This window comes from Neisseria sp. P0008.S004, from assembly GCF_051962755.1.
GTDB classification, from domain to species: domain Bacteria; phylum Pseudomonadota; class Gammaproteobacteria; order Burkholderiales; family Neisseriaceae; genus Neisseria; species Neisseria subflava_A.
In genome coordinates, this window is the sequence record NZ_JBQCUZ010000004.1 from 84,201 (window position 1) to 98,595 (window position 14,395).

Below are 14,395 nucleotides of genomic sequence, written 5' to 3' on the forward strand. Positions count from 1 at the left end.
AAAAACAAAAATATTGCCGGTCAAAACAGAAAATCCGCCTGCGAACCATCCCGCAAGCCGCCCTATCTCGACCTTAATCCACTATAAACTTTCAGACAACCCCGATACACAGAGGTCGTCTGAAAAACATTATCTATACAGACGCTTGAAACAAGCATTGACGGTTTTCACCGTTACCGACGCAATCGCCCGATCGCGCGAAGAAGGATTCAAAACATCCATCAACTCTTGCGCGGACACCTGATTCGGCGCCTCCTCGCTCGCGCAGCCGCAGATTTTGTCTTCCCACTCGCGCTGCTTGTCCGCGCTCATCGTCAGCGCAATCAAACGCCACTCATTGCGCTTGTTCAACTCCGAACGGCACTGATGATCGACCGCCATTTTCACCACGCTGCCGCCAATACCCGTACCACCGCCCAAACCGCCGAACGCCGAGTCTGAATCATAAGCGCAACCGCCCAACAACGCCGCCACAGAAGCAACGGCAACAATCTTTTTCATATTCATAGCCATCCCTTGCCGCAAGGTCGTCTGAAACGCCCCGCAAAGTCTTTAAACAAGTGCATATTATACCGTAAGCGGTGTGAGATGGGGGATTGTGAAAGTCGGGTATAATCCGTCTTTTTTGGGAAAAAAGAGGATTGATCAATGGTTAAACCGGTTAAATCAAAAAACAAATCAAAAGCTAACTTAAACAAAAACACGCAAAACCCTAAAGAAAATCAAGAAAAAACGGCTGACAAAGGCATTCAAGAGCAGTCAGAGCACACCGCTGAAAATAAGCAGCCTGAATCAAAAGACAATGTACAGAATAAAAATAAACTTACACGCTTATGTAAATTTTTTAAAAAATTATGGAATGGAGATGTTCAAGAAAAAAATAAAAACTCAAAGAAAGCGGAAGAAAATGCTGCTAAAAATAATGCTGCTACACAACAGGAGGAAATTAAACAAGCTGAGACAGTTGAGCAACCAGAAGAGCAAAGAAAACTCTCTGATTATTTGGAAATCATCAGTAAATTATTAGGGTTCTCAGCAATATTAGGAACATTTATTGGTGGATTTTTTATATATGATTATCTTAAAATCATAGATCAATTAAGCATTTTTCCTGAAGTAATTACTAATCCACCTGCTTTAATAGCTACTGCTACTATTTTTGGAGGCATAGTATTATTTTTATATTTCAAATTTTTCGTGGCATTTTTATTAGGAATAAACGCTAAATCAGGGCAAGGATGGAATACTTCAAAGCCGATTGTATCTTTTTCAATTTTTTACATATTTTCCTGTGTATTAGATTATCATTTTTTATATCCTCTTATATCAGATACACTTACATTTATATCATTTTTATTTTTTATATTTACAACATGTTCCACAGCTTGCATGTTAGGATTTGATAAAGATTACAAAAGAAATATAAAGATTTTTATATTCTTATTTTTAACTCATGCATACGTAATTTTTCTTCATTTAATCCCAAGCAATAAACTATCACTAAACTCAGTCCATTTTGCTCGTTTTGCCGAAACCCCTGAGAATTCCTCATGGTACTTATTACATAATAATTTTCAACAAAACAATGGCTTCCAAGAAACCAGCGGAATTGACAGAAATGACTTGTTCAAGTTAAAACAAAAATTCAAATGCTCTGCACTTTCAGAAAAAGAAAAAGTAAAAAAAGGCATTTCCTGTTCTTCAATCCCCGAACAGCGTAACAACGCCCTATACGGCTATATGGCTTGGAACTTAGGCGACACTAAGGTCTTCTGCCCGCCGACTGCTGAAAACAACAAAGGAAAAAAGGAAGCCGCAAAATTAGCAACAGAATGTATCGTTATCAGTGGGAAATTCCTGCAAATTTTGAATAAAAACTATATTGATATTATGCCCAAAGAGCGTTAATCCGCTTTCATATGACCTGCTATAATCCACGTCGTCTGAAAACCCTCTTTCACGGAAACCGCCATGGCCGACCTCTTTACCCGCCAACCTGATGCGCCGCTTGCCGAACGCCTGCGCCCGCATTCTTTAGACGATGTCATCGGGCAGCAGCACTTAATCGGCGAAGGTAAACCTTTGCGCGTGGCGGTGGAAGGCGGGAAGCCGCATTCTATGTTGCTGTGGGGGCCGCCGGGCGTGGGCAAGACGACGTTGGCGCGGATTTTGGCGCAGAGTTTCAATGCCCAGTTTCTGCCGGTTTCCGCCGTATTTTCAGGTGTAAAAGACATACGAGAGGCAATTGAGAAAGCTGAAATTGCCTTGCAGCAAGGGCGCGCGACAATTTTGTTTGTTGACGAGGTACACCGCTTCAACAAAGCGCAACAGGACGCATTTTTGCCTTATGTCGAAAGCGGTTTATTAACCTTTATCGGCGCTACCACGGAAAACCCGTCATTTGAAGTCAATCCGGCATTGCTCAGCAGGGCGCAGGTGTATGTTTTGCAATCCTTGTCTTCAGACGACCTGAAGAAGCTGATTGCCAAAGTATTGGCTTTGCCCGAATACCAAGGTTTTACGATTGAAGCAGATGCGCAGGAGCTGCTCGTCAATACTGCCGACGGCGATGCGCGCAGATTGTTGAACTTGATCGAGCAGCTTTTACGCGCTGCTAATACACGCCGTCTGAAAACCTTAACCGCCGAATTCCTTGCTGATAGTTTGGGCGCGCAAATCCGCCGTTTCGACAAAGGCGGTGAGAGTTTCTACAACCAAATCTCCGCCCTGCACAAATCCGTGCGCGGTTCGCATCCTAACGCGGCATTGTATTGGTTCTGCCGTATGCTCGACGGCGGTACTGACCCGCGCTATCTTGCCCGCCGCATTGTCCGCATGGCATGGGAAGATATCGGCTTGGCCGATCCGCGTGCTTTAACGATTGCCAATGATGCTGCCGCTACTTATGAGCGCTTAGGCTCGCCAGAAGGGGAACTCGCTTTAGCTCAAGCCGTGTTGTATCTCGCCGCAGCCGCTAAATCCAATGCAGGCTATAAGGCATACAACCAAATGCGCCGCTTCGTCAAAGAAAACGCCAGCGACGAAGTACCCGTCCACCTGCGCAACGCCCCGACCAAGTTGATGAAAGAATTGGGCTACGGACGCGAATACCGCTATGCCCATGATGAACCCAATGCCTACGCTGCTGGAGAAAGCTATATGCCCGACGGCTTGGACGAACCGGACTTCTACCAACCCGTCCCGCGCGGGCTGGAAATCAAAATCGGCGAAAAGCTGAAATGGTTGAAATCCTTGGATGAAGATGCGCTGGATGATTAAAACAGTAAATGTGTCTCAAGTTTCAGACGGCCTTTGGCCATTTTGAGCGTAATAAATTGTTTAATATTGGCATTATATCTTTAATTTCGCTATAATTTTGTCATCCTATTTTCTTGCCGAATAATCGAATACATAAAAAATTGCGGCTGCTGAACCCGATTTCCGAAACAAAATTAGAAAGCAGATAATGGACAATTTAGATCAAAGTCGTAGCCGTGCATGGCGACGACATCAAGAGCAACGCCCCAGTCATCGTGTACATGGCAAAAATCCTTTGAAATATAAACCTGAAAAAAAGTGGGATTTGATGTATCTCCGCAGCAATAAAATCAAACGTGCACAAAAACTGGGTTTTATTTATCCGTTCAGACAGCATGAATTTGATGCTGAATGGTTTGACTAACTCAAAAGATACATTTTCGATTCAATCGAGATGGTTTTCACAAGGCGGATACTTTCCGCCTTTTTTAATTTTTATGAATGCACTTTTTATTTGTAGTCGTAACCAATGGCGCAGTCCTACCGCTGAAACCGTATTTCGACGTTATCCAAATGTACAGGCACGTTCTGCAGGGACCAGCCCCAATGCGCGGCATACTGTTTCCATAGACGGCATCGCATGGGCGGATAAGATTTTCGTGATGGAACAAAAACATAAGAGCCGTCTGTTGGCACAGTTTCCCCGTGCTTTGCAATATAAGGAAATGATTGTTTTAGATATTCCTGATGATTACAGATACATGGATGAAGAGTTGATAGAAATATTGAAGGAAAGTGTCGTGCCTTATCTGTATAAATAATGAGGTTTTCCGTAAGATTATCTGAAAAAATATGATTGACTTTTAAGTGAAATTTATTTCAATACCATCATTTGCTTCACGCATCACTGACAAATAAAACGCAAATCTAAAATCAAATTGAATTTTTCAGACGGCCTTTGCTGTTTGAATATTTTTAACCTATACCATACACACACATTTCCATGAATATTTTTGAAGCCTTACTATTATTGTGCCTGCTGATTGTCATTAGCGCGTTTGTGTCCTGTTCCGAACTCGCGCTTGCCTCGGCACGTAAAATCAAATTGCAGGTCATGGCGAAAGACGGCGGCGATACGCGCGCGCTTGACGTAATCAATATGCAGCAGCAGCCAGGCAGTTTTATTACTGTCGTCCAAATCGGATTGAACGCCGTCGCCATTCTTGCCGGTATCGTCGGCGAGGCGGCAATACGTCCGTATTTTGGCAAACTTTTGGAGAACGCAGGCAGTTGGGGCAGCACAGCTGCCTCTTTGCTGACCTTCTCGCTGGTTACAGGTAGCTTTATTTTAATTGCCGACCTGATGCCCAAGCGTATGGCAATGACCCATCCCGAAGCGGTGGCGGTACGCATCGTCCGTCCGATGATGTTTTTGATTTTTATCTTAAAGCCCCTTGTCTGGATTTTTGACGGGTTGGCAAACGCAATATTCAAACTCTTCAAAATCTCAACCGTCCGTCAGGAGCAGCTGACTTCGGAAGATATTTATGCCGTTGTTGATGCAGGCGCGCAGGCTGGTGTATTGAAAGAACAAGAACACTATCTGATTGAAAACATTTTCGATATGCAGGAGCGCACGGTGACTTCCACCATGAGCACGCGCGAATATATCGCCTATTTTGACAAACATGACGACAGCGATACCGTGTTGGAAATAATGTCGGAAAAACCACACAATAAATTCTTGGTGTGCGACGGCGATTTGGAACGCGTTATCGGCTATATCGAATCGCACACGCTGCTGACTTTGTTTTTAAAAGAAAAAGACGTCCGCCTGACCGACAAGCGCGTGTTGCGTAAAGCCTTGTTCATCCCCGATACACTGTCGCTTTACGATGTCTTGGAAACCTTCAAGACTTCCGGCGAAGACTTTGCCGTAGTGGTGAACGAATACGCGCTGGTGGTCGGCGTGGTAACGCTGAAAGATGTGATGAGCATTGTGATGGGTGAGCTGGTCAATACCGAAGAAGAGCCGCAAATCATCCGCCGCACCGAAGACACCTGGCTGGTGGACGGCGCGACCCCGCTCGCCGATGTCATGCGCGCGCTGGATATTGAAGAGTTTCCCAATTCGGAAAATTATGAAACCATCGCCGGCTTTATGATGTATTCCCTGCGCAAAATCCCGAAGCGTACGGATTTTCTGGTTTATGCCGGTTATAAGTTTGAAATCATCGATACTGAAAATTTGAAAATCGACCAACTTTTGGTTTCCAAACAAGGAAATATGGTGGGGAAAATGTAACAAGTAGCTGGGAACACTTGAAAAGAAAATTAAAAAATAAATAAAAAGGAAAAAATATTATGACGACAACTGAACCTCAAAAATACGCCCGCAGCCTGCACGCGCCCATCAGCCTCGGCACGACTTCAGACGACCGCTTTATGCCGCGCGGCTTTCTTTCATATTTTGCCTCACTGCCGAAATTGGTTTTAACCGAAAAATTAGATGGGCAAAACAACTGCTTTGCTGCGCACGGCCTCTATGCCCGTAGTCATGCTGCGCCTACCCAGCATCCGTGGGATAAACCTTTGCTGCAACGATGGCAGCGAATCAAAGATGATTTAGGCGATCTTGAACTTTTTGGCGAGAATATGTATGGCATTCATTCGATTGCCTATTCGAAACTGGAAAGCTATTTTTACCTGTTTGCAGTCCGCCGTGGCGGACATTGGCTTTCATGGGAAGAGGTTAAATTTTATGCGCAGCTGTTTGATTTTCCGACTGTACCAGAAATCCCCATTGTCCAGCCGCTTGCAGATTTCACTCAAAAGTACGCCAATGAAGATCTTGCTTTAGCGCAATGGCTTGCTGCTAATTTGGGAGAACCGTGGACGGACAGCGTACAAACTTCCGGCAAGCTTGGCGGCTACGATCCGAACACAGGAGCGGCATGCAGCGAAGGTTTCGTTATCCGGAACGCCGATGATTTTGCCACCAACAACGGCAATCTGCCTGTTCAATCCAATGAATTCGACAATCTTTTCAAATTGGTGCGAGCCAAACACGTTAAAACCGACGTTCATTGGACGAAAACTTGGAAGCCTGCCCGTCTTATCGATTACGACAAATACCATTGGCAAAGCTGGCAGTTTCAGACGGCCTGAAGTCCAATTATCCAATAATAAGAAAGACAATTATGTGGACATTCCCATATTACATACCCGGTCAACTTCCTGATTGGCAAGCCTTAGAACGTCGTTTCAGCTGGTTTGCCGATATGAAGGACGTTCCGCAAGACCCTGAGTGGCATGCCGAAGGCGATGTATTTACGCATACCAAAATGGTATGCGAAGCCCTTTTACAATTGCCCGAGTTTCAAGCGCTTGATGGACAGGAGCAGCATATTCTGTTTGCTGCCGCCATGCTGCATGATGTGGAAAAACGCAGTACGACCAAGCGTGAAATAGAAAACGGCAAAGAGCGTCTCGTTTCGCCGCATCACGCAAAAAAAGGCGAGCATACCGCCCGTACTTTACTGTATACCGAACTTGCCGCTCCGTTTGCTGTAAGAGAAGCAATCGCCAAACTCGTGCGCTTGCACGGATTGCCCTTATGGGCGATTAACAAGCCTAATCCTGAGCGAGCCGTCATAGCGGCCAGTTTGCAGGTCAATACTGCACATCTTGCCATGCTTGCTAAAGCCGATGTACTGGGTCGTATATGTTGCGACCAACAGGATATTTTGCTGCGCATTGATTTGTTTCGTGAACTCTGTGAAGAAAACGCTTGTTGGGGTAAGGCGCGTACTTTTGCCAGCGATTACGGACGCTATCTCTATCTTAACGGCCGTAGCGAAATGCCGGATTATCAGCCATTTGATGATCAAACCTTTGATGTGTACGCCATGTGCGCCATAGCAGGTAGCGGCAAAGACAGTTACATCAGGCAACATCTTGCCCATCTGCCCATGCTGTCGCTGGATGAGATTCGCCGTGAGCGTAAACTCAATCCCGCGGACTCCAAACATACCGCCGAAGCAGTGCGTTTGGGTAAAGAGCAGGCAAAAGAATACCTGCGAGCCCGTACGTCATTTGTTTTTAATGCGACCAATCTTAACCGCGACCTGCGCAGCAAATGGCTACCGATGTTTGCCGATTACGGTGCACGTGTGCATCTCATTTATTTGGAAGTGCCTTACACGCAATTACTATCGCAAAACCGTAACCGCGAACATTCTGTTCCGAATGATGTGTTGCACCGCATGATAGAAAAGCTGGAAATCCCTGATTACAGTGAAGCGCATACAGTGGATTTTGTGGTTTCTTCTTAAAAGGGTAAGAACCTTGTAATTAGGCCGTCTGAAACAATCCAATGTTTCAGACGGCCTTTTTATGAAATCAAAAATTGCTAGAGCTAAGACAAAGGTCTTTATTCGCAGCTCAAGTTTTTTGTTTTTTCGGCGAATGTATCCATGGCAATTTGGCACATGCGTTCACGTTGGCCTACGTCGGCGGCGGGCAGGATTTGGCGCAGGTATTTTGTGTTGTCGCGTTGGAACGATGCTTTATCTCCTGCTTTTTGATAACACGCATCCGCACGGGTAAAGTATTGCTGGCAGATTTTCGGCAATTCTTCAAAGGACAAGGGTTTGCTTTTGTGCATGCCGTGTGCGGAGACGGAGAGGGAGGAAAGGGCGCACAGCGCGATGATTAAGGTTTGGGAAATGGTTTTCATGGTAAGCCTATTTATTGAAGTGGTGTTTAAATCAATTGTTCGCCCCAATGCAGCTTTTGGCGCAGGGTTTTGAAGTATTGGTAATCGGTGGGATGGAGGACGCGCAAGGGGTTGTGATAGCGGCGGATGATGATGCGGTCGAAGTTTTGCACGTCGATATGGGATTGTCCGTCAAAGTGTGCGCGTGCGTCGCCGCTTTTGGTAATGAGGATTTCGATTACGCTGGTGTCGGAGATGGCAATCGGGCGGTTGGTCATGGATTGCGGGCAGATAGGTACAAGTGTGAATGCGTGCAGGCCGGCCTGCATAATGGGGCCGCCGGCGGCAAGCGCGTAGGCGGTCGAACCTGTCGGCGTGGAAATAATCAGGCCGTCCGAACGTTGGGTATAGACAAATTCTTGATTGATAAAGACTTCAAATTCAATCATTTGGCCTGCGCCACCACGAGACAGTACGGTGTCGTTGAGGGCGAGGGCGCGTTCGATGGTTTCGCCGTCACGAATGATGCTGGCTTCGATGAGGATGCGCTCTTCGGGCAGATATTTACCTTCCAGTACGGGGCGGATGCCCTCAACCATGGTGTCGCGTGAGATTTGGGTAAGAAAGCCCAAGTGGCCTTGATTGATGCCGATGATGGGGACGGCGCGCGGGGCGACTTCGCGGGCGGCGGAGAGGAAGGTGCCGTCGCCGCCGAGCACAACGACGAGGTCGCAATATTTGCCCAGCTGGGCTTTGTTTACGGTTTCGCAGTATGCGGAATCTTGGATATAGACGCAGTGTTCTTCTACGCTCAATTCATCCAGATAGATGGTGAAGCCGTTTTCGCGCAGAAAAGAAACCAATGTGTGGACGGTATCTTGAATCTCGGGCGTATTGGGACGCGTAACGATACCGATGTTTTTGAATGGGCTTTTCATGATAGTGGCCGTCTGAAATTAAGTGTCTAATCTATCCAGATATCGCGCTCGAGGCGGTCGAGGCGTTCGTTTAGGCGGGCAACGTCGTCACGCAGTTTGTCCACTTCTTCCAACCATGCGGCAAGCGTGGCTTGGTCGATAACAGGGGATTCGGGTTCGCGTGAAAAGTCGCTGATTTGCTCGGCAATGCTTTTGCCGATTTTTTTCATGGTGCGACCGATGTCGCCGGCGCGCGAGCTGATGCTTTCTGCGGCCACATGACCGAATACACGCGCCAAATCTTCGCTCGGATAATAGCGCAGTCCACCCAAAATAGGAAGGACGGACATGCCCAATACCAAGTCGCCTTCGAGGCTGATGTCGCCCACGCCGGGCTGGCCGCCTTGGAGGATTTTTTGGATGGCGCTGTTGTGGAATGTGATGTTGGTGTCGGCGGTTTCATTTGCGGTTTCAAGAAAACCTTGTTCGCTGATGCGTCCGGTCAGTCTGAAACCGGTTAGGCTGATGCAGATGATGCTGCCTGCAAATTCAGACAGCTCGCGCTGTTGCTCTGGATTTTGCTGTATCAGGTGGTTGATAAGGGGAAATAGGGCGGACATGGTTTACTCTAAATGCCGTCTGAAACGGATTAATGGGTTGAGTCGCAATTTTACAGGCTTAGCCCGTCTGCGCAAACGGTATTTACAATTTTGCCGTTGCTTTTGTCATCAACGATGAAATCAGGAGCCGGCAGGCCGAGTTTGGCCGCTTCGGCAGTATAAAATTCGGCTCGGCTTGGGTGGCGGGGTTCGACAATATTGCGGATACGTTTGCCGTCAGCTTGGCAGGCCGTCTGAAAAAGGACTTGGACGGCCAAGTCTTTATGAAGAATATTGATGGGTCGATTGCCACCTTGAATGCGTGTTTTTTGAACCAGCTTGGTAACGGGATGACGGTCGGCAGAGTAAAGCCCGCCCAGTCGCAGTATGTCGATATGGGGGACGGCGCTTTCCAGCAAGGCTTGCTCGACTGCGAGGATTTGACGGGCAGATTCGGTTTGCGGATCGGGCGGCATGGTTTCATCGCATATGCGTGCTTGGTCGCCATACACACTGGTGCTGCTGGTAAAGATGATGTGTTGTACCTTAGATTGCTCGGCAAGTTGAATCCACTTTTTCAGGGTATCGGCGTAATGGTTTAATGACGAAGGCGGAAGCAGGCAAAACCATGTCGGCTTGTTGATATGGTTTTGCCACAAGGCCGAACTGTGAAAAATATCGTCTTGATTCAAATCGATGATGTCGAGTTCAATCGGCAGATTGATGTCGTCAGAGGTCAGGTTGCGTTTGACGGCGGCTACCTGACTGCCTTGTTCATAACATTTTTGCGCCAGCGGCAGGCCGAGATAACCTAAGCCGAGAATGGAAATATTGGGAAGGTGCATAAATAAAGCATCCGAAAATTAACAGGCCGCCTGAAAATCGCTTTAACTTGGTTAAAGCCACGTTTTCAGACGGCCTTTGTATGGAAAAATTAATGGTTGCTGCCGATTTTTTGGTCGAATTCAGCGCGGTGTTCCGGCAGGAGGTAAGGGCGCAACAGGCTGAGTGTGCGGCTGATGCCCCGTACTTTGGAATCTTCGGTCAACTTGGCGCGGCCGCGCAGGGAGCTGTCGAAGTCAAACCAGTATTTCGTCACCATCCACATATTGACGGCAAGGTCGTTCATCGCGGTTTGGTCTGCGCTGATGATGTTCAGACCGTTGAGCTGGGTCAGCAGGTTGACCAACAGCGGGGACACTTTGGCTTGGGTAAAGGTATTGTGCTCGCCCAATAATTCGGCACTGCGGGCAAGCAGGGTATTCACATCGCTGAAAAGGAAACGGTATTCCCACATCACATCATAAATACCGGCCATGTAGTTGATGGAGTCTTCAACATTAGACGGCAACACAGCTTCGTTAAGGTAGACAAGCAGGGCCTCGCTGTAACGTTTGAACAATTGGACGATGATTTCGTCTTTGTTGCGGAAATGGTAGTAGAGGTTGCCCGGGCTGATGCCTAAGTGGGCGGCAATATGGTTGGTGCTAATATTGCGCTCGCCTTCTTCGTTGAACAAGGCGAGGCTGGCATTGATGATTCGTGTGTAAGTGTTGACTTTAGCAATGCGCGGCATGGAATACACTCCTTTGTTTTATAGGCTGTATGAAGTCGGCAGCCAGTTGGGTTCTGCGTGTAATTCTACCTGAAATTGAGTAAATACTGTATTACAAACATATTGTGCCAGCTGGTGGACATCTTGAGCGGACGCATTGTTTTTATTCACCAAAACCAAAGCCTGTCTGTCATGCACAGCCGCCCCGCCGATCTGATGGCCTTTCAGACGGCATTGGTCAATCAGCCAGCCGGCCGCGAGTTTGACCGAACCGTCAGGCTGCGGATAGCGTGGCATATTGGGGTATTGTTGCAACAAATCGGCAGCTTTTTCAGCGCTGACAACAGGGTTTTTAAAGAAACTTCCGACATTACCAAGCACGTTAGGATTAGGTAGTTTACTGTTGCGGATTGCACACACTGCATCGGAAACATCTTTAGCCGTTGCCTCGCGGTCTTGGCTTAGTTCGGCAACCGCTGCCGCCAAATCGCCATAGCCCAAGTTCGGCACAAAATGCTCTTTTAACGCGAATACAACCGAAACAATCACATAACGGCCTTTGCCTTCCTGTTTGAATAGGCTTTCACGATAGGCAAAGTCACAGTCGGCATTGGAAAGTTCGACAAAGGTGTCCGTATCCAAATCAAAGCAGCGTACGCTATGGATAACATCTTTCGCTTCAACACCATATGCACCGATATTTTGTACCGGAGACGCGCCGACCGTGCCCGGAATCAGACTGAGGTTTTCCAGCCCGCTTAAACCCAGCCCAACCGTGTGCAAAACAAAATCATGCCAAATTTCCCCAGCCTGAGCCTCGATATAAACCAGGCCGTCTGAACGCTCAATTTCGCGTATTCCCTTGTTTTCCATATGCACAACCAGACCGGCATAGTCCTCCATCAAAAGGATATTGCTGCCGCCGCCGAGCCATAAAACAGTATTTCGGTTGAACTCGGGCAGCCGGACGATGTCGCGCAACTCGTCGGCATGTTTGAGTGCAACAAATGCTTGGGCTTGGGCGCGAAGGCCGAAAGTGTTGTAGGGGGTGAGGTCGGTTTGGTATTGGATGGGTTGCATGATGATTTGTGATTTTGTGGATTCAGGTCGTCTGAAAACTTACTATTTAACAATTACGATAGGTAATGGGGTTTTGGGGCGCTTTATAATTTTCTTGGGAAGAATAGGTCAGCTTATTCACGATTTCTTCATAAATGTCGGAGCCTTCTGGTAACGGCTTGCCTTCAAACATCCAACGACCTTGAATAATATCGTCGGCAGAAATCCATCTTTCGATTTCATACACTGCCAATGTCCAGCCGCGATAGACTGCAACTGCATATTTTGCTTTTTCACGTCGGCTTCCGATTTTCCAATATTTCCGTGTGCGTTCGTAAATTTCCTTATCCCTATTGGCTTCAGGAATATTCCCAGATCTAATGTCTTTTTTCAGTTTCTCGTATTCGTTATTAATCGTAATTAAAACAATAGGTTTATCAGTTTTCAATTCTTGCGCATCATATTTTCGTTTTAATTCGGATAAGCTCATCAATCCTACTTCAGAAGAATGTGTGCCGCCTTGAATATTAGTCAGCGGCTGCTGGCTCGGTTTGACTAAGGAGAGTAGGTCTATTGCCATCGCTTCATATTCAAAAGCCTGTTTGTCTGTTTGGATGTTGTGCCGCAGAATGTAATACACGGGTTGGTTTCCACTTTGATGTATTTCCCTAATCAAGGCAATTTTATCACTTGGCGTTTCTGTTTCTTGTAATGAACCTAGGGCATGATGGAAAACGCGATTGCCTATGCCTTTTCCTACATAGAAAATATTGCCGTCTCTAGGATCAATCAAGCAATAAACATAGTAAGCAAGTTTTTCTATAATGGAAGTTGAAAACATTTTTCCCTTAAAAGTGAATAAGCCGTAAATGAAATATCAATGGAGGTCGTCTGAAAGAAATTTCAGACGACCTTATGCGATCTGACCATCTCTTTACTGCAAAGCTCCAGGCACCATACCAATGCGATGGCGGCAATCGTCAGGGAAACGGTCAGCGCGGTCCAGAAGCCGTAAATGCCCATATCGACATGATAGGCAAGCAGGTAGCCGGGCAGCAGGCCGCAACCCCAGAAAGCCACGGCATGGATGAACATCGGCATTTTGGTCACTTTATAGCCGCGCAGCGCATATGAAGCGATACATTGGGTAGCATCTGCCAGTTGGAATAGGGAGGCAAAAAATAAAACGGTCGCGGCAATGCCTAATACTGCCGCATCGTTGGTGTACATACCGGCCAACTGAAAGCGAAAGATGACCAAGAGCAGCGCGGTACAGGTGGCAAGTACCCAGCCCAGCACCAGCGACACGCCTGAAATATAACGCGCCCGCAAAAAATCGCGCCGTCCGAGCGAAAAGCCAACGCGTACCGTGCTTGCAGAGCCGACGCTTTGCGGAACCATATACAAAATGCCCGACAGGCTGATGACGACTTGTTGCGTGGCGACATAATCTTCGCCGAATGGCGCCACCAAAAAGACGATAAACGAAAACGCGCTGGCTTCTAGAAAATAAGACAAGCCGATGGGTGCGCCGATTTTCCAAATCTGTTTAAAGGCCGCCAAATCGGGTTTGCCGATTTTTGCTGTCAAGCCAAACGGACGGAAGAATTTTTCTTTGGCGATATAAAGCCACAAAGCCAATGCGCTGAACCAAAATACCGCCGCCGTTGCCACGCCGCAACCTGCGCCGCCCAAAGCAGGCATACCGAATTTGCCGTAAACAAACACATAGTTCAGCGGCACATTCAATACAAATGCCGCGAAGCTGACCAACATAATCACGCGCGGACGGTTCAAGCTGGAGGCATAAGCGTGCAGGGCGCGGTGTATCATGGCGGCAGGCATTGCCAAGCTGGTAAAGAACATATATTGCGCCATCGTGTCCTCGACATAATCGTTCAATGTCAGCCAATGACGGAACGGCGTAATCATCGCCCACATCAACAGCATGCCGAATACGCCCAAACACAAGCCAAACCAAATGCCCTGCATTCCTGTTTTGCCGACTTCTTCGGTTTTACCTGCGCCGTACAACTGGGCAATCATCGGGTTCAACGCCGCCATCACGCCCATAAAGGTAATGTAAATCGTGGAAAATGCGCTGCTGCCCAAAGCCACCGCGGCCAAATCTTCCTTACCTGCGCCACCAGCCATTACCGTATCGACAAAACCAATACCCACTTGCGCCACTTGCGCCAACAGCATAGGCAGGGCGAGGGCAGTAAGCAGACGGGTTTCTTTTAAGAAAACAGGAAAGGCAAAGCGGTTGAGGTTCAGTAGCATAAGTGTG

The 14,395-nt window shown here is 47.3% G+C and carries 16 protein-coding genes; 7 read left to right on the plus strand and 9 right to left on the minus strand.

The genetic code is table 11. The features are described from left to right. Positions 1 to 129: 129 nt before the first annotated feature. Positions 130 to 501, minus strand: a complete 372-nt coding sequence (locus ACTHSW_RS05440; RefSeq protein ID WP_049229122.1) for a hypothetical protein — start codon at positions 499 to 501, stop codon at positions 130 to 132. Between the two features lie 147 nt (positions 502 to 648). Here ACTHSW_RS05440 and ACTHSW_RS05445 point away from each other — a divergent pair, with 147 nt between their 5' ends. From ACTHSW_RS05445 to ACTHSW_RS05475, 7 genes are all read left to right on the plus strand, one after another. Beyond that, a complete protein-coding gene (locus tag ACTHSW_RS05445) occupies positions 649 to 1,908 on the plus strand; it encodes a hypothetical protein (RefSeq protein WP_070461710.1) in 1,260 nt (419 codons plus the stop codon). Between the two features lie 63 nt (positions 1,909 to 1,971). After that, positions 1,972 to 3,279, plus strand: a complete 1,308-nt coding sequence (locus ACTHSW_RS05450; RefSeq protein ID WP_070461712.1) for a replication-associated recombination protein A — start codon at positions 1,972 to 1,974, stop codon at positions 3,277 to 3,279. Between the two features lie 187 nt (positions 3,280 to 3,466). Further along, entirely contained in the window at positions 3,467 to 3,682 is a 216-nt protein-coding gene (locus tag ACTHSW_RS05455) for a hypothetical protein (RefSeq protein ID WP_004519973.1), read from the plus strand. Continuing rightward, complete coding sequence (locus tag ACTHSW_RS05460; RefSeq protein ID WP_234395576.1) at positions 3,663 to 4,079, plus strand: low molecular weight protein tyrosine phosphatase family protein; 417 nt, start codon at positions 3,663 to 3,665, stop codon at positions 4,077 to 4,079. Before ACTHSW_RS05455 ends, ACTHSW_RS05460 begins: the two co-directional genes overlap by 20 nt. A 182-nt stretch (positions 4,080 to 4,261) precedes the next feature. Continuing rightward, positions 4,262 to 5,563 carry a hemolysin family protein gene (locus tag ACTHSW_RS05465; protein WP_070504676.1) on the plus strand — a complete coding sequence of 434 codons (1,302 nt, stop codon included), beginning with the start codon at positions 4,262 to 4,264 and terminating at the stop codon, positions 5,561 to 5,563. Between the two features lie 59 nt (positions 5,564 to 5,622). Further along, entirely contained in the window at positions 5,623 to 6,426 is an 804-nt protein-coding gene (locus ACTHSW_RS05470; RefSeq protein WP_225905480.1) for an RNA ligase family protein, read from the plus strand. A gap of 32 nt (positions 6,427 to 6,458) precedes the next feature. Continuing rightward, complete coding sequence (locus tag ACTHSW_RS05475) at positions 6,459 to 7,592, plus strand: AAA family ATPase (RefSeq protein ID WP_070504670.1); 1,134 nt, start codon at positions 6,459 to 6,461, stop codon at positions 7,590 to 7,592. A 98-nt stretch (positions 7,593 to 7,690) separates the two neighbouring features. Here the strand turns inward: ACTHSW_RS05475 and ACTHSW_RS05480 are convergent, their stop codons facing one another. The 8 genes from ACTHSW_RS05480 to ACTHSW_RS05515 all read right to left on the minus strand — a co-directional run bounded on the left by ACTHSW_RS05480 (position 7,691) and on the right by ACTHSW_RS05515 (position 14,388). Beyond that, complete coding sequence (locus ACTHSW_RS05480) at positions 7,691 to 7,996, minus strand: hypothetical protein (RefSeq protein ID WP_049332487.1); 306 nt, start codon at positions 7,994 to 7,996, stop codon at positions 7,691 to 7,693. Between the two features lie 26 nt (positions 7,997 to 8,022). Continuing rightward, on the minus strand, positions 8,023 to 8,913 hold the full coding sequence (locus tag ACTHSW_RS05485; protein WP_039863638.1) for an NAD(+) kinase: 891 nt from the start codon (positions 8,911 to 8,913) through the stop codon (positions 8,023 to 8,025). Between the two features lie 26 nt (positions 8,914 to 8,939). Next, the gene (locus ACTHSW_RS05490) at positions 8,940 to 9,512 is read right to left on the minus strand and encodes a ubiquinone biosynthesis accessory factor UbiJ (protein WP_004519967.1); all 573 of its coding nucleotides are present in this window, start codon (positions 9,510 to 9,512) and stop codon (positions 8,940 to 8,942) included. Between the two features lie 50 nt (positions 9,513 to 9,562). Continuing rightward, on the minus strand, positions 9,563 to 10,336 hold the full coding sequence (locus ACTHSW_RS05495) for an NAD(P)-dependent oxidoreductase (RefSeq protein ID WP_107696913.1): 774 nt from the start codon (positions 10,334 to 10,336) through the stop codon (positions 9,563 to 9,565). Between the two features lie 89 nt (positions 10,337 to 10,425). After that, positions 10,426 to 11,067, minus strand: coding sequence for a TetR/AcrR family transcriptional regulator (locus ACTHSW_RS05500; RefSeq protein ID WP_004519965.1), 642 nt, complete (start codon positions 11,065 to 11,067; stop codon positions 10,426 to 10,428). Positions 11,068 to 11,085: 18 nt separating this feature from the next. Then, positions 11,086 to 12,126: a UDP-N-acetylmuramate dehydrogenase gene (gene murB / locus ACTHSW_RS05505; RefSeq protein ID WP_440373788.1), complete on the minus strand. Its 1,041-nt coding sequence runs from the start codon at positions 12,124 to 12,126 to the stop codon at positions 11,086 to 11,088. Positions 12,127 to 12,172: 46 nt separating this feature from the next. Further along, complete coding sequence (locus tag ACTHSW_RS05510; protein WP_107791825.1) at positions 12,173 to 12,946, minus strand: LEM-3-like GIY-YIG domain-containing protein; 774 nt, start codon at positions 12,944 to 12,946, stop codon at positions 12,173 to 12,175. Between the two features lie 62 nt (positions 12,947 to 13,008). Further along, positions 13,009 to 14,388 (minus strand): MATE family efflux transporter, encoded by a 1,380-nt coding sequence (locus tag ACTHSW_RS05515; RefSeq protein WP_107810899.1) that lies wholly within the window; start codon positions 14,386 to 14,388, stop codon positions 13,009 to 13,011. Positions 14,389 to 14,395: the final 7 nt, after the last annotated feature.